The organism is Sinorhizobium glycinis (assembly GCF_001651865.1).
Classification (GTDB): Bacteria; Pseudomonadota; Alphaproteobacteria; order Rhizobiales; family Rhizobiaceae; genus Sinorhizobium; species Sinorhizobium glycinis.
Genome location: NZ_LPUX01000060.1, coordinates 310,316 through 330,877, shown reverse-complemented (window position 1 = coordinate 330,877; position 20,562 = coordinate 310,316). Strand labels below are relative to the sequence as shown.

At 58.7% G+C, this 20,562-nt stretch carries 16 protein-coding genes; 9 read left to right on the top strand and 7 right to left on the bottom strand.

Features of this window, described 5'->3' with window-relative positions:
* Positions 1-427: 427 nt before the first annotated feature.
* Positions 428-589: a hypothetical protein gene (locus tag AU381_RS30310; RefSeq protein ID WP_082910030.1), complete on the bottom strand. Its 162-nt coding sequence runs from the start codon at positions 587-589 to the stop codon at positions 428-430.
* A 185-nt stretch (positions 590-774) separates the two neighbouring features.
* Here AU381_RS30310 and AU381_RS14960 point away from each other — a divergent pair, with 185 nt between their 5' ends.
* The gene (locus AU381_RS14960; RefSeq protein ID WP_064242524.1) at positions 775-1,281 is read left to right on the top strand and encodes a hypothetical protein; all 507 of its coding nucleotides are present in this window, start codon (positions 775-777) and stop codon (positions 1,279-1,281) included.
* Between the two features lie 20 nt (positions 1,282-1,301).
* Positions 1,302-2,081, top strand: a complete 780-nt coding sequence (locus AU381_RS14955; protein ID WP_064242523.1) for a DUF429 domain-containing protein — start codon at positions 1,302-1,304, stop codon at positions 2,079-2,081.
* Positions 2,082-2,257: 176 nt separating this feature from the next.
* Here the strand turns inward: AU381_RS14955 and AU381_RS31235 are convergent, their stop codons facing one another.
* Positions 2,258-2,545, bottom strand: coding sequence for an HNH endonuclease (locus tag AU381_RS31235; protein WP_425288623.1), 288 nt, complete (start codon positions 2,543-2,545; stop codon positions 2,258-2,260).
* A gap of 319 nt (positions 2,546-2,864) precedes the next feature.
* Positions 2,865-3,662, bottom strand: a complete 798-nt coding sequence (locus AU381_RS14950) for a hypothetical protein (RefSeq protein ID WP_064242522.1) — start codon at positions 3,660-3,662, stop codon at positions 2,865-2,867.
* 212 nt (positions 3,663-3,874) lie between these two features.
* On the opposite strand from AU381_RS14950, the gene AU381_RS14945 reads away from it, so the two are divergent.
* The 7 genes from AU381_RS14945 to AU381_RS14910 all read left to right on the top strand — a co-directional run bounded on the left by AU381_RS14945 (position 3,875) and on the right by AU381_RS14910 (position 11,937).
* Positions 3,875-4,726: a DUF429 domain-containing protein gene (locus AU381_RS14945; protein WP_244520066.1), complete on the top strand. Its 852-nt coding sequence runs from the start codon at positions 3,875-3,877 to the stop codon at positions 4,724-4,726.
* Positions 4,727-5,148: 422 nt separating this feature from the next.
* The gene (locus AU381_RS14940) at positions 5,149-6,237 is read left to right on the top strand and encodes a hypothetical protein (protein ID WP_064242521.1); all 1,089 of its coding nucleotides are present in this window, start codon (positions 5,149-5,151) and stop codon (positions 6,235-6,237) included.
* A gap of 532 nt (positions 6,238-6,769) precedes the next feature.
* Positions 6,770-7,681 carry a hypothetical protein gene (locus tag AU381_RS14935; RefSeq protein ID WP_064242520.1) on the top strand — a complete coding sequence of 304 codons (912 nt, stop codon included), beginning with the start codon at positions 6,770-6,772 and terminating at the stop codon, positions 7,679-7,681.
* Between the two features lie 82 nt (positions 7,682-7,763).
* Entirely contained in the window at positions 7,764-8,180 is a 417-nt protein-coding gene (locus AU381_RS14930) for a hypothetical protein (protein ID WP_064242519.1), read from the top strand.
* Positions 8,180-10,048, top strand: a complete 1,869-nt coding sequence (locus AU381_RS14925; protein WP_064242518.1) for an ATP-binding protein — start codon at positions 8,180-8,182, stop codon at positions 10,046-10,048. The genes AU381_RS14930 and AU381_RS14925 overlap by 1 nt, the downstream gene beginning before the upstream one ends.
* A gap of 159 nt (positions 10,049-10,207) precedes the next feature.
* Complete coding sequence (locus AU381_RS14915) at positions 10,208-10,957, top strand: ATP-dependent metallopeptidase FtsH/Yme1/Tma family protein (RefSeq protein ID WP_064242516.1); 750 nt, start codon at positions 10,208-10,210, stop codon at positions 10,955-10,957.
* A gap of 749 nt (positions 10,958-11,706) precedes the next feature.
* Positions 11,707-11,937, top strand: coding sequence for a hypothetical protein (locus AU381_RS14910; protein WP_082910026.1), 231 nt, complete (start codon positions 11,707-11,709; stop codon positions 11,935-11,937).
* A 497-nt stretch (positions 11,938-12,434) separates the two neighbouring features.
* On the opposite strand, the gene AU381_RS14905 is transcribed toward AU381_RS14910, so the two are convergent.
* From AU381_RS14905 to AU381_RS14890, 4 genes are read right to left on the bottom strand one after another with little or no spacing between them, the layout of a single operon-like run.
* Positions 12,435-13,706 carry a phospholipase D-like domain-containing protein gene (locus AU381_RS14905; RefSeq protein WP_064242515.1) on the bottom strand — a complete coding sequence of 424 codons (1,272 nt, stop codon included), beginning with the start codon at positions 13,704-13,706 and terminating at the stop codon, positions 12,435-12,437.
* 54 nt (positions 13,707-13,760) lie between these two features.
* Positions 13,761-16,784 carry a type I restriction endonuclease subunit R gene (locus AU381_RS14900; protein WP_064242514.1) on the bottom strand — a complete coding sequence of 1,008 codons (3,024 nt, stop codon included), beginning with the start codon at positions 16,782-16,784 and terminating at the stop codon, positions 13,761-13,763.
* Between the two features lie 9 nt (positions 16,785-16,793).
* On the bottom strand, positions 16,794-18,071 hold the full coding sequence (locus AU381_RS29760) for a restriction endonuclease subunit S (RefSeq protein ID WP_156528609.1): 1,278 nt from the start codon (positions 18,069-18,071) through the stop codon (positions 16,794-16,796).
* Positions 18,071-20,461 carry a type I restriction-modification system subunit M gene (locus AU381_RS14890; RefSeq protein WP_064242512.1) on the bottom strand — a complete coding sequence of 797 codons (2,391 nt, stop codon included), beginning with the start codon at positions 20,459-20,461 and terminating at the stop codon, positions 18,071-18,073. The genes AU381_RS29760 and AU381_RS14890 overlap by 1 nt, the downstream gene beginning before the upstream one ends.
* Positions 20,462-20,562 lie beyond the last annotated feature (101 nt).

Below are 20,562 nucleotides of genomic sequence, written 5' to 3'. Positions count from 1 at the left end.
ACTATTCGGACGGATTCGCGACAGTTCCGTGAAGGGAGGCAGAGGCCCGCACGGCTTCGAGCGTGTGACAGAGCGCGACGCGCGGGGATACGCGCCAAGTCGATGCCCCCCTCATCTGCCTGCCGGCATCTTCCCCCGTCATGACGGGGAGAAGAGTGCATGCCGCACCGCCGGCTTGCACCCGCAAGCTTTTGCTTAGCCCACATACTGGACAGGGCGCCGCTTGCCCCTTCGCCCCATTTGCGACACCCCAACCTCATTCCCGGCGGCTCCTCCTCGGCGCCGCGGTTTCGGTCGCCGAAGGCACGAGCGAGATCGCCATCCCGCGCCTTGGATGAGCGGTTGAACGCCTTCGACCCTTCAAATTGCTAAAGCGATCTTTGCGCGTCGGATAAGACGCGCGGCGCTGTAGTGTCCTCCGACCGCCTCAGTGCATGGTCTGCGAAGCGCAGTCCTCGCGGAGGATTCGAAAGGCATCTTCGAGCGCGGCGACCAGAATATCGGTGAGTTCGTCGCCGTTGTTGTCCATCAGGTAGAGGGCCAGGCTCGCGTCCTGCGGGTCGCTATAGTGGTCAATATTGTCAGACATTCATTGTCCCTTGCTTGGCCAAGTACCATTCCGGCTATCGGCGCGATGATAGGAAGACCGGCTTGTGCAGAGCTTGACCCGCGGCGTGCGTTCTGCGCGGGCATGTGGGATTGCCCGAGGTTTTTCCTCGCCCTCGCCCCTCGCGCGCGGTAGAGGACCATCAAAGTCGAGTGTCGAGGTTGATGATGTCGAAGAAGACGAGACGCGATGACGTCCACCTGCAGCGGCTGAAGACCGAGTTTCCCGATATCCATCGCGCCTTTCTCGCCGGCGAGATCGCCTCGGCGCGCAAAGCCCTCGTCATCGCCGGCATCGAGCCGGAACGCACCCGGCTCGAGAAGCTCAAGAACTCCTGGGCGAAAGCAACGGATACGGAGCGAGACGCCTTCCTGACCTGGCTCGCCGCCACAGGCGCAATGCCGGCGGCGGCACCATCCTCCCCTTCGCCGCCTGCGGATTCGCTAAACTCGGAAAGGCCCATCGCAAGCGGCCGCTACCTGCTTCCCTCCACCATCGCCACGATCGACACGATCATGGCGCGGCGCCGACTGAAGCCTCAGGACGTGATGCGCGAGATGGGATTTGCGGCCGAGGACCGCTCCCTTGCCGGCGCACTTGGCCGTGGCGCCAGCCTCAGATTGACGGTGATTGCCGCCCTGGAGGGGTGGCTGCGCATCAACGCGCAGGGCTGAGCGCCCTGGGAGCGGAAAGGATGAGCTTCGACAGATTGCTCGGCATCGACGTCGGCTACTCCCGATCGCGCCCGACCACCGGGATTGCCTGGAGCGTCGGCGAGGACTTGGGCGCTGCGCGAACGCACAGCGATTGGGCGCGGCGACAGCGACACATTCCCGCGTCGGCGGCATCCGCGGTCATCGCCATCGACGGCCCCTTGACGCCGCCGGAGGCGCCCGACACCCTCGACCGCCTCTGCGAGCGTCTCTTCATCCGCGGCGCGTTCCAGGCGCGCTGCAAGCCGGGCCTCAGTCATCATGGTTACGGTCTCGATCTCAGGAAAGCTGCCGCTGAGACGGCCGCGCAAGTCAGGCATCTCGCGGCTGCGACACCGATCGTCAAATCGGTTGTCCCCGGCGCGGCGATCATTGAAGCCTTCCCCAACGCCTTTCTCGGCGTTCTTCTCGGGGACGAGCGGTTTGCCCTGTCAAGGGCCGCGAAGCGCAAGAAATTCGACTGGCTTTACGACCAGGCGCTCGAGACCGGTGTCGTCGGGCGCCTCCTCGGCTTCATCGGCTGGAACAATGAAGGCTTGCTAGAGAAGGTCACGAACGAACGCGACCATGAAAAGCGAGCGGCCTGGATCTGCCTGCTGACCGCGGCCTGCGCCGCGGCCGGCAAGTCGGAGGCGGTCGGCGACGAGGCCGGCGGATGGATCTGGCTGCCGCCGGCGGAGCTCTGGGCGGGATGGGCAGCCGAAGCCCTGGCTCGAAACAAGGCGGCGATCTCGGCGAGCGGCGAGATGAGGGTGAGATAACTGTTTGACGATTGTGCTTTTATGGCGGAGAGGGGGGGACTCTTCGCCAATTAGCGCCAAAATCGGGCTTCCGCCGCAAGATACTGGCTCGCAAGCGGTTTTACGATACTTCGAGCGATACATTGCGCGATACATTTTGGCAAGTCGACGATTTTTCGAAGCCCGTTGACGACAGCTCAGCATCGTCGTTCCTTCGCGAAAACGGCCCGTAGATGTGCGGGCAGCCATCTCCCTTCGGCGAGACGCTTTTGGACATGGACGGAGTGATCGTCGGCTGAGGGAGGCTTCTTTCTGCGATGCCTCAATCCGTTGCAGGCTCGGCAGGCAGCGACAATGTTGGCCGCACTGTCTTCACCGCCATCGCACCGGGCTCTCACGTGTTCGGCCGTGCACTGGAAGCGCCTCGCCTCGCGCTTGGAAATTCCATAGCGTGCAATGAACGGCTTGGGGTCCCCTTCCCACATCGGGAACCAGCAGTAATGGCAGCACCATCCCTGGCGAACTGCCGCAAGGATTCTCAGGGTCTTCAGGCGTTTGGCTTTCATTGGGCGCACATCCTCACTTCGTTTCCGAAGCGGACGTGCAACGGCCCTAAGGGCCGCCCCTCAGTTGGGAGCTATTCCTCGCACAAGACGACGCTGAATGCGTCACTCCGCAGTCTTTGAACGGTACGAGCGCTTATCGGCGCAACGCTGACGGGCCCATATTTGGGACCCCAGGCAAGCAAAACGTCTTGCCTCCGCCCACGGCAAGCGTAGCAAGAACCGTAAGATGATCAAGTCCTCATTCCCGCGACGGCTCGCCATCATATTTTCCGATAACCCAGATGAAGCTCTGGATATCGATCCGATCGCGCGGTTCGAGGTCGACCAGTTCTTTCTCCGTCTGCCTGGCCAGGTCGAGCAGGCTCTCGTAAACGGCAATATCCAGATCAGGAGAATACATCTCCGCATAGGGATGCCCGACGCGCTCCGCATAGAGTTTGGTCACCTCCGGCTTCAGATACATGTGCTGTTCCGGACGCCAGAGGAATGGCAGAAACGTCACCACCGTCCATTTTGCTGCCTCGATAGGTCTTAGGACATGCTCCATGTCGCGAAGCGCCTGTTGTCCACCATCAAGCGTAAAGCGGGCCACCGACTGGATGAACGCATCCGATTTGGGCCCCATCAGCGCGTCCCGCACCCGCATCTTCTCGAAGGGCGAGAGCATGTTGCTCTGAAACACGGACCAGATTTTCTCCCCCAGGCCGGACGCTGACACCGCGTCCTGCGGCGTGGCGATCGCATCGAGTTTGCGCTTCGACGCCAGTTTGTATTCGCGCTCTTTCGATGCGTATTCACTTGACGCAAACCCGCCGCGGAAAAAATGCAGAAACCTGTTGCGTGCGCCGTCGTAACCAAAATAGTTGGGCCGAGACTTGAGCACGTCCGCGTAAAGTTGACTCCATACCGCCTCCTCGTCTCGGCCTTGGCAGATTATCTTGCCGTCTGACATACCGACGAAATGATCCCCACTACTGACCAGACGAAGCTCGATTTTGCCTAGCTTCGCCTTGCGGATCGTCTGCGGTTTAGACATTGGCGATCTCACTCCCCCAGCCAACTTTCACGAGTTCACTCCCCACTCCTGGATGCAACTGCAACGACCGAAGGAAGCCGCAACAAGTCCCACGCTCGGCCACATTAAGTTGCAGCACAGTCGGTTCGCAGTCTATTCGAGAATTAGAAATTGGCTACTGTGGTGCGGTCTTTGTTCTCGAAGAGCGGCGTGCGTCAGACGGAGTGTGGGATTTGACTGTAATCGGCGCAAGGCGCGTTCAGGCTACCGTCCTCGGCATTGATGCCGCCTGGACTTTAAGCCAGCCCAGCGGCGTTGCTCTCGCTCTATGTGACGATGACGGTTGGAAGCTTGCGGCCGTGGCCCCATCTTACCAACGTTTCCTGATGCTCGCGGATCAGGGTCTGGCTCCTGAGCCAAAGCCCAGCGGAAGGATGCCCGACATAGCGGCGTTATTGCAGGCTGCGGCAAGTGTTGCACGCGCATCAATCGATCTTATCGCTGTCGATATGCCGCTATCGAAAGTACCCATTGTTGGACGACGCCGGTCGGACGACGCCGTCTCGAAAGCCTACGGCGCGCGGAAATGTGGGACCCATTCCCCGAATGCAGAACGACCCGGAAAGATCAGCGACGCCTTGCGTGACCAGGCCCAACGCGCTGGCTATCCGCTGGCGACGAGGGCCATCGACATGCCTGCGCTTATCGAAGTGTATCCGCACCCTGCTCTGGTCGAACTTGCCCGCGCCAAGGAGAGATTGCCATACAAGGTTCAGAAGGTCAGAGCCTACTGGCCGACAGTCGCGCCGTTGGAACGCAGAGCAAAACTGATGGACCAATGGTCGCATATCCTCACACTGCTTGAGACTGAGATTTCAGGTGTCAAACGAATGCTGCCATTGATCGACGAGAGTGCCAGCGGCGCGGAACTCAAAGCCTTTGAGGATATGCTCGACGCCGTCGTCTGCGCCTGGACTGGAATTTGCGCAATTGAAGGCAGGGCCGCGGCCTTCGGAGACGACGCATCTGCCATCTGGATACCGAGCGGTGATGGGCGGCAGGTGCCGTCAGCCTCAAGGAAATAATTTCCACCTGCATCCGCTTTGTCGGGTCCCGCGCGTTCGTGACATGGCCACGGCACTATCGACGTTGCCCTCTCCCACCACGCACCTGAATGCTCATCCGATCCGTCTGATGGCCTCGGTCCTGACACCGACCGGCCAAGAAGCCGCCTCATGATGGGGTTCGGTGATCACCGACGGCATTCGTGCAAAATTTCTGGTTGAATTAGAAAATTCATAATTAAAATGCGAACTAAAAAATTTTGGCTCACTGAATCCATTGAGAAATTTGCGATCACGGGTCGACTGGAATCCCGTATATTTCGTGAAAAGGCGTTAAATTACAAAATGTTGACAATAACAGTTGTAACACCTTTCCGAAATCCATGTCACCATTATCTCACGGTCACTATGAAGTACCGGATGAAAACGGAGACAAAGAACGGATGACGAAATACACCCATAAGAAGAAGATCACGATCGCCAAGGCCACGGCTGGGCCGACTATCAGCCCTGCCCAGGAGGAGGAGCTGAGCGGCCTGCGCGAGGATATCCGCTCGCTGGGACGCCGGACGACGGCCCAAGCCATCGAGCTCGGCGGCTACCTCGCGCGCGTGAAGGCCATTCTGCCCGAGAAGGCGCTGGGCGCGTGGATTAAGGCGGTGTGCAAGTTCACGCCGAAGACTGGCCGCAACTACATTGCGGTCCATGCGAACCTGATCGACTATAAAGAGCGGCTCGAGGCAGCGGCGGTCGCTCCGACAGTCCTGTTCGTGCTGGCCTACGCCGAACAGCCGGACGTCGAACGGGTCATTTCGGCAATCGAGACCGGCGAACAGCTGACCGTGGCCCAAGTCAAGGCAATGGTCGGCGTGGAGGCAAGGCGAAAGGTCGCTACCACTGACGAGGCCCTCAATGTCGGTGGCATTGCCGGCTTGCGTAAGGCCGCCGAGTTGAAGACCACGCAGGACGTTGCCCAGTTCCACGGGCTAATGTCCGCCGTCCTCAAGCGAGTCGAGAAGGCCATGGAGCCGATCGCCAAGGGCAGGGCGGTGAAGAAGGGGATGCTCCAGGAGGCGATTGTGTACGATTGCCGTCACGCCCACGATCTTCTCAACAGCATCGCCGCGCCGATGAAGGCGGAGTTGGTTGCACATGTGAACTGGCGGCCGGCGCGTCTGCCCGAAGGCAGCGCATGGCGCACGGTACAGGCATTGCTTCACCGTATGGGCGGCGTCGACGGTTGGCCGGATCGGACCGAGTTTGTCGGCTGGCTTCAGGCCGAAGTCATTCCGGCGCTGCGCTTCGTGGTTCATGGGGAGGCGCTGACCTCGACGGAGGAGGAAATGGAGATCGCCGATACGAGTGATGACCTTGCGTCGCAGGAACCGGCAGAGGCCAGCGACCGGGTGCAAAGGGGAGAAGAGGCGACGCTGGCTCGCATCAACAGCGTGTTCAATGGAATGATCGCGCCGGCGTCACCGGCGGGCGCGTCCCGGAAGCGCCGGTCCGTGCCCTCGGCCGCCGCCGCATAACGATCCCGGCAAAGGTGCATGGCCCCGCTCGCGCGGGGCTATTTTTTTGCCCGGGGGCTGCCGCGTGTCCCGTTAACCATGCCGGAGCTCTGTCGTTCCGGAAGTGTTCTTGCCGGCTTGCCGGACCCGATTCTCCGGGCTATGTCGACAGGGTCAGCAGAAATCGAATATCTGCAGACACTTAGCGGCCCCCGTCGGTGCTGGTAACACCTGCGAGGGCCTGACCCGCAACCTTGTATTCTAAGGAATTGGGCTATGTCGACCCATATCTGCTTCGCTTCCGAACGGGAAGCTTTTCCGTCTCCTGATCCTGTTGATGACCGTGCGTCGCCGCGGCGCCGGTTGGCGTCTTGCACGATCCCGCGCGCCTCTGGGCTGGCACTCGCCTGATCTCGTTTAACTGATCGTCCCCGACTTCGGACACGGCTTCGTTTGAAGCCAGCCGGCCACCGGATGCGGAAATCATTTCCGCGTCGGACGTCGTGCGCCTGAAGTTTGCCGGCCGGTCGCCACCGTCAGCAGGAGCAATACCATGACGACCATTCCTTCCGGTGCGCCTGGCGCGCCAGCCTATCCGCATGCCGTCGATCTCGACGCCCTCCGGCCGCGCTTCGAAGTCCTCATCGACGAGCTTTCGTCGCAACCCTTCTCCGCCGGGGCTCTTTGCAAGGCGCTCGCCAGCGGGGTCTCGGATGCCGCCGCGATCCTGCGCGCCATTCCCATCCAGGAAGGGCGGCTGCTCGAGCGCGGCATTGGTATCATCGCCGACCTGAACCCGGACCTCGTGGTGCTGGCGCAAAATCTGCGGCTGCCGGTCACGAAGACGGCGCTCGAGCTGGTCGAGAAAAACGATCCGAAACACTTTCGATCGCTGACGCTCGATGCAGACACCGGCGGGCGCAAAACGTATACGCCGGACCTGGTCATCGTGAACCGCAAGACGAAGCTCGCGCACGTCATCGACGTCAAGCGTAGCCTCGGCTCTTACGAAGTCTCCCGTATCAACGAACTGAAGAGCCGCATGCTGGCTGCGGCGCTCGTTGTTCCCGATTTCCTCTACCGCGACCATCATCGGCTGGTGGTCGAAGAAGTCCGCGTCGTCATCCTCAACGCGGAAAACCAGCGCTCCGACGTTACCGGTGGCGTCTGGCCGCTCAGCGATCTCGATCATCTCGTCGAGGTTGGCGGGGCGGGGAAGGCGATCGGCATGCTGCGCGAACGCTTCCATGGCCGGATCGACGAGAACTGGAAACTGGCTCGGAATGCCTTTGCCGGGCCAAAGGAGGAACGGGCTCGTCGCGGTGCCTCGGCGGATATCGCAGACGCGAACGGAAACGAGATGTGTGACTCAGACGCTGGCGCGATCACGGAAGTTCACCAGCCAGCCGGTCGCGGGCAAATCCGGGTCGGGTTTGCCCGCATCCCACAGGCCGGCACGGGCTAACCGGTCCACCGACGTTCCATTCCGCCTTCCGTTTCATTCGTTCACGCCGAACCGTCCTGTTCGGCGATAGGAGACGTCTATCATGAGCCGACACACTTCCAACGTGATCCCTTTCCCCAACAACCTTACGCACCAGGCACCTTGGACTCCGAAGCCATCCAGCGGGCTGAAGCGACTGGCGAAGCTGCAAGAGGCGACGAACCGCGGCGCAGCCCGATCGCTGGCCATTCCTGAGGCCATGGCCATGTGCGCGGCAACGCCCAATGCTTTGCCCGATCCGGCGATCGTCGCCCAGGTCGTGATCGGCTTCGCCCGACGCAAGGGTACCGCCATAACCAGCATCCCGAAAATCTTCCGTGAGCAACTTCTTGCGCTGTGTGCGGCCGGCGATCCGACGGCGTTGATGTTACGTGACTGGCTCGAGGGCAATCGCAAGCTGCTGGACATCAATGGGATGCCCACACCTCGTGGGGCCCATGGAATTGGGGAGGGTGCGTGATGGAAACCCTGACTGATCGCATCACACGCTACCTGCTTGCCCGCATCCGCCGCCTGGCCATCCTCGATCTTTACGAGCGCGCCGCCGTCGCCGGATTGCTGGAGGCGGACTTCATCGTCGCCGGCGACGAGACGACCGGGACGGTCTGGCGTGTCCCGGAGCAATCCTTGCGTCTGCTCCATGCCGATCCGGTCAAGGCGCGCGCCGAAATCATGCGACGTCTCGGAAAGGCACCGCACAAGACGACGGCTATCGACGTGCTGATCCAGGACCTTCCCGCAGAACCCGTCCATGAAAAACTTCGTTCTGCCCCGAAGGGTCGGACCGACCGAGAAAATCGAGCCGCCGCGGGTCTGAAATCGAGACAGGCCGTTGCTGCGAAGGGGCTGGAGAAGACACCATCGGCGTCCAGCGAATTCCGGGCACTGCTTCGGGAGCAGCTTGCTCCGCCGAGTGTCGCCCATGTCGCCGTCGCCCTCCTGGTCGCCCGTGCCGTTGGTTCAAGTGTTCCCGACTTGTCGGCACTGTCAGCCGTCCTTCGAAACCCTGGAGCCTTCGTGCTGATCAAAGCGCCGGTTGGCCGTTTCGAACGCCGCTTCGGTCTTATGCTCGAGGACGGCCTGATCGTTCCTTACTGGACCAAGCTCGAAGACGTCCATCGCAGCAGTCCGCTCTCGGATGGCTACGGTGATCGTCGCCGCGGAAAGACCCGCAAGACGATCAAGACACTTGCCGGAACAGATGTGCCGAAGGCGGTCGAGCGGTCGTTGAGTCGCTTCCTTGTCGATGTCCTGCTTGAGCGCACAGCACCTTTGGTCCTTGCCGATGAGACAAGGACCGCGCTTCCACCCTTTGTGTCCATGACGCCCGACCTTGTGCTTGAGTGCGGTGGTCTCGATCACGAACTGATGGCGGAACTCCTGCAGATGTGTTGCGGTATCGCGCCGAAGCAGTCGCTGCAACAATTGAAGAAGATGGCGCTCGATCTGGAGGGCCTCTCGATCGATGCGCTGGCGCTGGCTGTTCGTCCCGGGCGCGCTCTCGAACACATTCTGTCGATCCTTGAAGTCCTCGGCGAGCGGGCGCGCTCCTCCGACAAGTCGGACGATGACGATGATGATGGCCGCGGCTCCGGGCGCGGCAGCGATCGGTCGGGGCGGCCGAAGGTCAAGAGCCGGTTTTTGATCAAGGACGGTGATGACCCACCAAATTCCGTGGATGGGATTGATGTCGTTCAGCCGGAGAAGCCGGCGGAGACATCCGCGAAGGAGGGCAGCGGCAGCGCATCCGTTGATCCGGCCAATCCGGAACACAGCCGGTTGCGTCAGCTGCGGGTCGAGACACTCTCGGGCTATGGCGAGGCGCGGGGCTGGGCGCTCAACCTGAAAGAGGACCTTCAGCTTTGGCGCGGCGGCAGGCTGCCCTGGAGCGAGATGAGTACGAAACTGATCCTGTCGGGACCGCCCGGCACCGGCAAGACGACTTATGCCCGGGCGCTCTGCAATAGTTTGCAGATTCCGTTGTTGGTGACGTCGGTGGCGTCCTGGCTTGAGCCCGGTTATCTCGGTGACGTGCTCAAGCGCATGTCCAAGGCCTTCGAACTGGCGCGGGAAAATGCTCCGGTCATCCTGTTCATTGACGAAGTCGATAACATCGGAAGCCGATCCGCAGGTCGACGGGAGCAGCATGATGATTACTGGCGCACGCTGATCAACCGGCTGCTTGAGCTTCTCGATGGAACCTCGAAAACCGATGGTGTGATCGTCGTCGCGGCGACGAACCTCCCCGAAAAGATCGATCCGGCACTGTTGCGATCCGGGCGGCTGGAAAAGCATGTCGCGATCCCCATGCCGATATGGAGGCGCTGACCGGCATCCTCGCTCACCATCTCGGAGCCGATCTGGCTGGTGTGTTGGCGTCTGCGCCGTCGGGCAGCCCCAAAACGATCGAAACAGCATGGCAGCACCAGGCTGATGTCGGCAGCGATGCAGGTGTCATCGACCAATCCAATCGCGGAGTTTCCCAAGATGCCTGAAGTCATCCAGACGATCACACCTGAGCAGCACCGCGATCTTCGACGGCTGGCGTTGCTTGCGACTGGCAGTACCGGTGCCGACATCGAACGGCTTGTTCGGGAAGTTCGCCGGAAAACCAGAAGGCAACAGCGGTTGTTGACCTGGGGCGATCTCGAGCATGCCTTGCTTGCCGGCCAGATGAAACTCTCGGACGATCTGCGATGGCGCACCGCCATTCATGAGGTCGGTCATGCGATCGCATTCTGTGACATGGGGATCGCCGAGGTCATCACCGTGAGCATCGGGATCGGAGGAATGGGGCAGGTGGTCAGCCGGCAGCATCAACTTCTACCACAGACGCAGGACTGGCTGATGCGCAGCGTCGCCTGCATGTTGGCGGGTCGGGCGGCAGAGCTGCTGATCTTTGGCGAGGCGGTGGCCGGGGCTGGTGGATACGATGATAGCGATCTGGCCAAGGCGACCGAACATGCGATCGCCGCCGAAACCCGACTTGGCTTCTCCGATCATCAGCCGTTGCTCTATCGGTCCGTGGCTGGCTCGATCAACGAGCTCAGTCTCGACCGGCAGCTCGCCGAGCGAGTCAACCAACGTCTCATTAAGGCCGAAGCCATGGCCTGCCGTCTGCTGGAGAACCGACGGGATGCTCTGATCGCCATCGCCGAACGGCTGAAGGATGTCGGTGCCATGACCGGTGAGGAGGTGAACGCCCTGCTCATGGCTCACGGCAGTCCTCCGACCTGACGAGAACCAACGGGGCGGCTCCGAAACCGCGTTTCCGACCGACGCCACTCCGATTCACCGTTCTCGAACGCCGATTCCAAAGTCGCAGAAATCGATTCCGATTGCGGCAGGTCGATTCCTGCGCCGGCACCGTTGGGACGAGCTCGGGTTACCTGCCATCGGCAGCCGTCCGCGGTGGCGAAGACTACACGAAGACGATGACGCGGTGCATGGAGTGACCCGGTCGATGCCTCACCAGAATATAGCTGGTTGGGAAGGCCTCAGGGTACGTTGTCGGGAATTGTGATGCTGTCTGCCCACAAGGCGTCATCCCAATCTGGCGACAAAGCGCTTCAGGCCGGATCAAGTCTTCCGCAAATCAACTCCAGTCAGATCAAGGCATCATGCCCTGGCCTACGTTCCGGGCAACTCGAAACACATCATCTCAATTTACCCTTCCGCGATTCCTGTTCCAATTTCGTCGTTGCCAAAGTCCTGATCGGCGATTCCGGCAAACCGCGTTTGCGGGCCGAAGGCCGTCCGACTCGCGATTGGAGACGATCCGCCCCTTCCTGTTCGAATGTCAACACAGGTAGCCGCGTTTGTTTCTTGCATGGTCGACACCGAGGCTGAGGCTCCGCAACAAGGAGACAGGCAATGCCCCGGAAATCGAAGAAACAACGCAATGCAGAACAGGCGGTCCGCCAGCAACGGGTAAGAGACGAAGCAAGAAACCGACGCCGAGACCATCACGGGATGACCTGGCGAGGGTGCTGCTCTGGCAGATGATCACCGCCGCCCAGGGACGGGAAGATGCGCGGGTCGCCCTGGACAAGCTCTCCGAAGCCATCGTCGGCGAACTGGAACGCCAGGGTTTCGATGTCCGGGAAAGCGAGGATGTCTTCGAAGACCTGGCCGATCGGTACTCGGATGGCCTGTTTCCGTTCCGGCCCAAATGGCACCTGCCGTCTCGATCGGCGGCTCTTAGCACAATCCGGTGATGGTTCAGCTCGGCCATGTCCGCCTGCTCTTCGTTTGGAGCTCCGTAGTACTATTCCGCAAACGGCGTTGCATTCTTTCCCAACGCCTTCCCCCCATTACTCCTGACCACGACGTTTGTGCTGGAATCGAAAAATCATCTTCGGATTCTGCGGACTTGGTATGGCGGACACGGGCAATTGCAAGCTGCGCGTTCGGCATCCGAATTCTGGCTCCTCGGGTGACAAACTCATACATCTACGATGCTGCAGCAAATGTCGGACCCCGGACAAGGCCCGACGAGAGATGTGGAAATGATTTCCGCATTGGATAGCCAGAAGGCCGCTGCCCGGTGCTAGCAAAGTCCTTCAGAAACTCTGAGCCGGAAGATGGACGATGGTTTCAGACACGTGCCCGCCACTCGTGATGGCGGGCTCCCCGCCTTCGTCTCAGCCATGTGCGGCACCGATCAATAAACTTTGTGATCTCGGTCAATCAATCGTCGATCAACTGGCTGAAACTAACCCTCGCGCTTGCTATCGGATCGCCGTCTACGCAAAGAGACCAAAATGAATGCTCCGGACTCGGGAATCGCCCGGTTGAGAGCTTTTTGGTCAGTTTCCAAATGTGCACCGGAACGCGGTTCGATCGCGCTGACTAGCCTCCACGCGTCAATCTGACGACCACCGCGCGCCTCACGACGAGCAACCTCCTCCAATAGCGGTGGCTCCAACGCGTCAATCACGTCTATCTCAGAAAATACCGGGTCCCAGCCTGTCCGCTCTCGCTCAAACGCATACTCGTAGGATGGCAGCGACGTATCGACCACCTTGGCTCGCACCTGCTGCATGCCAGCAGGCGTAGATGGGCGGAATGTTGCGGAAGGCACCGGAGTGAGAGCCCAACTACCATCAATGACCCAGTCCACTGATACTTCTCGATTGCCTTGCCCGTTTTCAACTCCAATGGTCTGACATGTGTAGCGTCTGCTTGCGCTCCTGACGGCATTGATGGCGCTCATCGGATCGGCAGGCATGGTGCCGTAAAGGAACAAATGGACTTCAGTCTTGAGTGATTCAATTTCCTCGATACCGGCGGGGATTTCGAAGTAAATTGTTTCGCCGACCCTTGGACTGCGCCCCCCCTGAATATGCGAGAACGCGAGAATGGTGCGAACTGTCACCCAATCGGTCGGGATGCGTATTTCGGCTTTGAGGCCCTCCACATACTCCTTAAACCACCACGAAAATCCTTCCTTCATGGTTGGAGAATAGGGCGTTGCCTGTCTCTGCGCTTCATCGACATGGCTTCGAATAGCGGCGAACTCGGGCGCGTGCATATCACCTTCAATAAGGACCGAAGCCTCTCCGTTGCTGCCGCCCAATGCAAAAGCTGTCACATTGTGTGACCCGATGAATGCGCATGCGCTGGAAGCGGGCAATTCCATGTAGTAGACTTTGCTGTGCAGCATTGGATGGTAACGCACCACCGGATTCTTCGGTGTGCCGGAAGGCGCACTAAATCCCAAATGGACATGCAACCGATCAACTGGCACGCCCGCGGCCAAAAGATTGTCGAGCGCTTGAAATCCAGGATACGTGGACGCGCCGATCACGAAGGTTTCAAGGCTGCCAGGATTCGCTCGTATCGGAGCACCGATCTCTGCCAGTCCGCCCGGCGTGGCGAAACCCGTCACAATCCGCGTGGCTACGGATCGGGAAAGTCGATCGCGGATGAGTGTCGCGATCTCCTGTTGAGGCCGTTGAAACAATACCGTTGTCGTGATTGACATTCCTCGCCGGCTCCAAACAAGTTAGCGCATCAGGCTTTGCATTCGATCAACTCGTCACATGCCGGTCCTAAGGACCGTTTCGATGCTCTGACTCCAAGCAGCTTTAAAGGCCGGATCAGAGGCGAAGAGCTTGTATAGCTCGAGTTCCTCCTTACGGCGTTTCAGCATCACGTCTTGCATCATCTTCTCGAGCGCGAGTCCGCGATTGTAGGGGTCGGTGTTCTCCTCGTATTTCTCGGTAAAATCGGGGTGCGCTCTGATGCCGTTCACGACATTGATGAACTTCACCCGTTGCTCCTCCGGTGTCGCGCCCCATCCCTGGAACCAGCGCTCATTGAAGGTGTGAATGATATCATCCAGCGGGTCCCGCTCCTGTTCGCCATCCCGGTAACCGCGGGGATTGGGGTTTTGCGGGTCAAGTTCCGTCGGCGTTGCGTCAAGCTCGATGTCTTGGTTCAATCGGGTTCTCTCAAGCCCGTAAGACGACAGGTCCACAGCCTCCAGAAGCTCATCAAGCATATCCTGGTCTGGGTCCGTGATATGCAGTTTTGGAATCAGGAACTTCAGGAACCAGAAGAGCTTTTCCCACTCAACGACCTCGAATGGCATAATTGACGCCATCTGGCCGTAAATCTTCACGAACTGGCGCGCCTTGATCTTAAAATCGATCTTATCATTGTCGGCCAAATCCAGTTGGTGATTGAACCTATCAGCGGCCGCATCGATGATCGGGCTAAGCAACTGGGCATCGTCACCGGCAAAGTAGCGGGCGACAAAATCCTCTACCTCTTGCCACTCATAGATGCCCACCGTGTCGAGTGCGTCCTTGATCTCATGAAGCACATTCACATCCGTCGCCGACGACAGGGTGGTGACCGTGTAGAATGGATCGAAGGCTGACTTGATATCAGCGACGTCGTTGAAGAAGTCGAGGATAAACAAGTCTTCAGTGCGCTTGCCGAGTTTCGGTGCAGAGCGATTCAGCCGTGACAGAGCCTGCACGGCCAGAACATGTTGCAGCTTCTTGTCGACATACATGGTCGTCAGCTTTGGCTGATCGAAACCGGTCAGATACTTGTTTGCGACCACAAGCAACCGATATTCATCCTCGTCGAATTTGTCCCTCGTATCCGACTCCGGGAAACCGTTCATGTCGGCCTCGGTGTGGGTTACACCGTCGACCTCCTTTTCACCGGAAAATGCGATCAAGGCCTTGAGCGGATAACCCCGATCCGCCAATAGCTTTGTCAGGGCTTTATAGTAGCGGATCGCCGACTCAATGTTCTGGGTGACCACCATACCCTTGGCTTTGCCGTGCAGCTTCTTGGGCGTTACAACCTGCTCGATGAAATGGTCGAGCATGATTTCGGCCTTTGTGTTGATGGTCTGTTGGCTGCGCTCCACATAGGCCCGAAGCTTCTTCTGGGCCTTCTTGGTGTCGAACAACGGATTGTCCGCTATCGACTTCTGGATTTCGTAATAGCTCTTGTAAGTCGTATAATTTGCGAGGACGTTCAGGATGAAGCCTTCCTCAATGGCCTGCTTCATGCTGTAGAGGTGGAAGGCCTTGAAGCTCCCGTCGGGTTGACGTTCCCCAAACTTCTCGAGCGTTGTGTTCTTCGGCGTCGCCGTGAAGGCAAAATAGGAGGCGTTGCCACGCATCTTGCGCGATTGCATCGCGGCCAGAATCCGATCCTGCGGATCATCTTCGTCAGGGTCTGCGTCGCTCGCGCCCATCGCGCGGTTCATGTTGTCATGCGCGCTGCCACTTTGCCCGCTATGCGCCTCGTCGATGATCACTGCGAAGCGCTTGTCGCTGAGGTCGGCGATCCCTTCGATAATAAAGGGGAACTTCTGGATCGTCGTGATGATGATCTTCTTGCCGTTCTCAAGCGCCGATTTCAGGTCGGCGGAACGCATGGCTGGCGCGACGATGTTCTTGACCTCGGAGAAGTCCTTGATGTTATCACGTAGCTGCTTGTCCAGAAGACGTCGATCGGTGACAACGATGACGCTGTCGAACAGCGGTTGATCCAGTCCTTTTCCGCCCGCCACGCTGGCAGATACCGGATAGGTTTCGATTAGCTGATACGCCGCCCAGGTGATCGAATTCGACTTTCCGGAACCCGCCGAATGCTGGATCAGATAGCTTTGTCCGACGCCGTTCGTTGCAGCGTGCCACAACAGCCGGCGCACGACGTCCAACTGATGGTAACGTGGGAAGATCATCGACTTTTTGGCCAGAGGGTCCGTCGCCTTTCCTTCCAGCAGCACGAAGTGCTGGATGATGCCCGCCAGGCTTTCCTTGGTGAACACCTCTTCCCACAGATAGGCGGTCTTGTGGCCATTTGGATTAGGTGGATTGCCCTCGCCTTCGTTATGTCCCTTGTTGAAAGGCAGGAAGAAGGTTGCAGGCCCGGCAAGCTTCGTCGTCATGAACACCTCGTCGGTGTCCACGGCCATGTGCACTAATGCGCGACCAAACTGAAGAAGGGGCTGGGTGGCATCACGGCCGTCGCGATACTGCTTCTGCCCATGGTAGCGAGCGGTCTGACCGGTCCACGCGTTCTTCAGCTCTACAGTGATCAGCGGCAGTCCGTTGACGAAAAGGACCATGTCGATCTCTTCGCCTGGATTTGTTTCCGAATAGCGGACCTGTCGGGTAGCACTGAAGATATTGGCGGCGAAGTTTTCATGGACCTTGGCCGCCGAGCTAGCGAGAGGGGCGGCGTACATGAGCGTGAAGGTTGCGTCATCGACGGCAAGCCCCTTCTTCAACAGATGCAGAAGTCCATTCTTCTTTACTAGCCGATCAAAGCGTTCGAGTATCTTGCGCTGCCAGTCGGCGGGGCTCTGGTCCTGCAGTTTTGCCAGCTCCTTTCCTTGCGTGTTCTCAAGAAACTCCCAGAAGAGCCTTGTGTCGATCGCATATTGAGCGTCGAAATCGGAAGGCCGTCCGAATTGGAAGTAGCCGTGATTGACCGGCGCAGGGTGGCTGGCGAGGTCCTCGGTTGTCGTGCCCGTCAGGTGCCGCTGAATCGCCTGTTCCAGAGCCACTTCCTTAGTGTTGGTTACCATGATCCCCCCTTACGCCACCTTGATCTTGCCTGTGATCGCCGCGTTGATCAGGCATGTCTTGTGTTCTTTGAGCGCGGCGATCTGCTCTTCCTTGATGACAATAGCGTCTTCAATCTTGCGCGACGCCTCATCGATGTGGGCCACGATTTGGCGCTGCTCTTCAAGCGGCGGTAGTGGTGTCTTGAATGCGCCGAAGGCTTCCTTTGGGATGGTGTTGCGCAAGCCCTTGTACAGACTACGCATCTTCTTGTCCGTGTCAGCGCAGATGAAGAAGTGCAGCAGGAATCGCCGGTCGATGCCTTCGGGCACTGAGTAAACCGTGTAAGCGCCGGTAATCATGCCGAAATACTCGGAAAGCCCGACGGTTCGAGGTGTTTCCTCGACATCGAAATGGCAGAACACGAAGTCGCCAGGGCTTACTTCTTGGTAGCTATCGAATTCTGCTGGGAACTTGCCCTCGGGGTTTTCCATGTCACGCTTGATGATCCCGCGGAGGGTCAATGACAAAAGTTCGTATTCGGAAGATTGCCTACCCACAAGGGACTTCTTGAGCCGCAGAATGTGCTTGTTTGGACGCAGTTCCCAATGCGAAGGGATTTGGCCGATCCAGTCGATGCCGCTGTACTTTAAGGGCGCGTCGGGGTTCAGGCCGCGGGTGACGGCCTGTTGGATCAGAATCTGCCGCCGTTCGCGCAGAAGCGCGATCTGCTCTTCCTTTATCTGCACCGCCTCGTCCACCTTGGCGCATTTCTCATCCAGAAACGCCGCGATGGCGCGTTGTTCCGGTAAGGGGGGCAACGGGGTTTTGAATGCTCCAAAGCTCTCCTTTGGGATTGTATTTCTCAGCCCTTTGTAGAGGCCGCGCAGCTTCTTGTCGGCGTCGGCATTAAGATAGAAATAAAAAAGAAAGCTCGCATCCGCTTCTGCCTTCAGTTCATATACGGTGTACGCTCCGGTAATCATGCCATCGAGGGCGGATAGGCCGACTGTCCTCGGTGTCTCTTCCACATCGAAATGACAAAATACGAAATCCCCCGGGCGAACGTCCTGATAAGTGTCGAACTCGGCAGGGAACTTCCCTTCAGGATTGTCCATATCGCGTTTGATTATGCCGCGAAGCGTTAGCGAAAGCAGATCGTATTCAGATGAACGCTTGCCCACTTGTGTCTTGCGGAGTTTAAACAGACGCTTATTTGCAACCTGATCCCATGAATTTGGAATCTCGCCGATCCAATCGACACCGCTGTCCTTGTAGCTGTCATAGGTTGGGTAAGCGGCAAGCGTCATCACACCGCCTCCGACAGGTCGGTGGGCTTAACCCCAAGGATATTGGCGATCAGCCCATCGGCCTTTCGCTCCAACGCCAGAATGTCGCGCTTCACCGCCTCAAGACTCCGCAGTGGCTTGTGGCGGTAAAAATACTTGTTGAAACTGATCTCGTACCCGATCTTCACCGTGTCGAGGTTGATCCAGGCCTCGGGCACATGCGGTCCTACCTCGGCCTTGAAATAGCGGTGGATACTATCCTTCAGCGGCACTGCCTCGCTGTCGCGCAAATCAGTGCTGCTCTCATAGGTGAGCCAACTGCCATCGGGTTGAACGTAAAGCCCGAAGTCGCCCAGTTCGTCGATACCGCAGCCCAGCCGCGCCGCGAAGGACTCTAGCTCCGCCTGGGTAAACCGGTTGACACTGTCGACCACCTTTTCCGCATCATCGGCATACCAACTGACCGCGTTCAGGATTGCGTTCTTTTCGGTCGCCGTGAGCTTGATTTTGCGAGCCTTTAGCACCCCGCTAACCTTGTCCCGGAAAGCGTTGAAATCCGGCGTCTCGTCGGTGCCGATGGTCTGCATCAGCTGATGGCCAACCTCGATCAGCTCGCGTTGCCGCAGCCAGAGGCCGATATCGACAAGCTTGGCGCGCTGCTTCGCGTTGAGGGCGAACTCCCGCTCCTCGCACCAGGCTTGGATCGCCTTGGCCTGCGATTTCAGGAAACTGGGCTCATAGACCTTGTTGCCATGCTCGGCCCATAGATGTTCCATCGGCTCGCGCAGGGACTTGTCGAAACGCAAAGGTTCCAGCCGCTCTGCACTGAACTGGGCACGGCGACGGTCAGGACGCTCTATAGTGACCTTGTGATAGCCGAAATCGGTGTTGTCGAATATTTGCACCGCGATGCCGGTCGGGTCGTCATTTGCATCCAGTTCCCGCTCGACCGGCTGGAAGGCTAGATAGGCGGCAATGATGTCGCCGATGTCTTTGGGCCTAAATTCGCAGTTCTTGTCACCAAGGTTCTTGCGCAACTTGCGATACATGAGGTTGGCATCGACCAGCTGAACCTTGCCGCGACGGGCCTCGGGCTTGGTGTTGGTCACCAGCCAAATGTAGGTGGTGATGCCGGTGTTATAGAACAGGTTGTTTGGCAGCTGGATAATGGTGTCCAGCATGTCCCTTTCAATGATGTAGCGGCGAATGTTGGATTCGCCGCTGCCGGCATCGCCGGTGAACAGGCTGGAGCCGTTGTGAACGCTGGCAATGCGCGAACCGATGACGCTGTTTGCGATGGGCTTCATTTTGCCCACCATCTCCATCAGAAAGAGGAGCTGGCCGTCGCTGGAGCGTGGCGTGGCGTCGACGGTTTCCTTGTTGCCCCAATAGTCGGTCAGCTCGACCTGAAAGCGGGGATCGATGACGTCATTGCCGTCTTTGATGTACTTCAGATCGCTCTTCCAGCTTTTGCCGTAAGGTGGGTTTGAAAGCATGAAATCGAAGCGATGGCCCGAGAACTCATCCGTCGCGAGGGTGGAGCCGACCTTGATATTCTCGGGGTTGTTTCCCTTGATCATCATGTCGGACTTGCAGATGGCATAGGTCTCGTCGTTGATTTCCTTGCCATATAGGTAGACGTCTCCCTTGGCAGCGATGGGCCCCTCGGGGTCCTTTATGTAGTTCTGGGCCTCGGTCAGCATACCGCCGCTACCGCAGGCCGGATCGTAGATGGTCATGACCGGAGGTAACTCGTCGCTGATCGGGTCGAAGATGAGGTGGGTCATTAAGCGGATCACCTCGCGCGGCGTGAAGTGCTCCCCGGCTTCCTCGTTGTTTTCTTCATTGAACTTGCGAATTAGCTCTTCAAAAACGTAGCCCATGCCGAGGTTCGACAGGCCCGGCATCATGTTGCCGTCCGGGTCTTCGGCGTCGTGGGGCGTCAGGTTTATGTAGGGCGAGATAAATTTCTCGAGTACGTCGAGAAGGACCTGCTTGTTTGCCATGTGTCGCATCTGCTCTAGCAGCTTGAAGCGGCCGATGATCTCCTTGACGTTTTCGCTGAAGCCGCTGAGGTATTCCTCAACATTCGCCAACAGAATCTGCTGGTTGTTCGTGGCGGTCGCATGGAGCTGCTTCAACGTCCACCTGCTGGTATTGTAAAAAACATACCCGGATGCCGCCGTGAGGGGAGCATCGTCCAGCTCCGTGGACTTCATTTCTTCGCGTTGGAAGCGAACTTCCTCAAGAATGGCCGCTTTGGTGGGTTCGAGCAGCGTGTCGAGACGACGGAGGACGACCATCGGCAGGATGACGTCACGATATTTGCCGCGAACATAGACGTCGCGGAGGCAGTCGTCAGCGATCGACCAGATGAAGGAAACGAGCTTGTTATGGGCAGAGTGGTTCATGGTGTGCTGTTCAGTCTCTTTGTGTTGCCGGCGCAAAGTACAGGCCAAATCTTTAAAACTAAATCCAGTGGATTGCCTCAGGTATCATGCGGAATTGTTTC

What these genes read in the sequence shown, in the direction of transcription:
- AU381_RS30310 (WP_082910030.1), bottom strand. Translation starts at nt 589, where the DNA reads ATGTCTGACAATATTGACCACTATAGCGACCCGCAGGACGCGAGCCTG.
- AU381_RS14960 (WP_064242524.1), top strand. Translation starts at nt 775, where the DNA reads ATGTCGAAGAAGACGAGACGCGATGACGTCCACCTGCAGCGGCTGAAG.
- AU381_RS14955 (WP_064242523.1), top strand. Translation starts at nt 1,302, where the DNA reads ATGAGCTTCGACAGATTGCTCGGCATCGACGTCGGCTACTCCCGATCG.
- AU381_RS31235 (WP_425288623.1), bottom strand. Translation starts at nt 2,545, where the DNA reads ATGTGGGAAGGGGACCCCAAGCCGTTCATTGCACGCTATGGAATTTCC.
- AU381_RS14950 (WP_064242522.1), bottom strand. Translation starts at nt 3,662, where the DNA reads ATGTCTAAACCGCAGACGATCCGCAAGGCGAAGCTAGGCAAAATCGAG.
- AU381_RS14940 (WP_064242521.1), top strand. Translation starts at nt 5,149, where the DNA reads ATGACGAAATACACCCATAAGAAGAAGATCACGATCGCCAAGGCCACG.
- AU381_RS14935 (WP_064242520.1), top strand. Translation starts at nt 6,770, where the DNA reads ATGACGACCATTCCTTCCGGTGCGCCTGGCGCGCCAGCCTATCCGCAT.
- AU381_RS14930 (WP_064242519.1), top strand. Translation starts at nt 7,764, where the DNA reads ATGAGCCGACACACTTCCAACGTGATCCCTTTCCCCAACAACCTTACG.
- AU381_RS14925 (WP_064242518.1), top strand. Translation starts at nt 8,180, where the DNA reads ATGGAAACCCTGACTGATCGCATCACACGCTACCTGCTTGCCCGCATC.
- AU381_RS14915 (WP_064242516.1), top strand. Translation starts at nt 10,208, where the DNA reads ATGCCTGAAGTCATCCAGACGATCACACCTGAGCAGCACCGCGATCTT.
- AU381_RS14905 (WP_064242515.1), bottom strand. Translation starts at nt 13,706, where the DNA reads ATGTCAATCACGACAACGGTATTGTTTCAACGGCCTCAACAGGAGATC.
- AU381_RS14900 (WP_064242514.1), bottom strand. Translation starts at nt 16,784, where the DNA reads ATGGTAACCAACACTAAGGAAGTGGCTCTGGAACAGGCGATTCAGCGG.
- AU381_RS29760 (WP_156528609.1), bottom strand. Translation starts at nt 18,071, where the DNA reads ATGACGCTTGCCGCTTACCCAACCTATGACAGCTACAAGGACAGCGGT.
- AU381_RS14890 (WP_064242512.1), bottom strand. Translation starts at nt 20,461, where the DNA reads ATGAACCACTCTGCCCATAACAAGCTCGTTTCCTTCATCTGGTCGATC.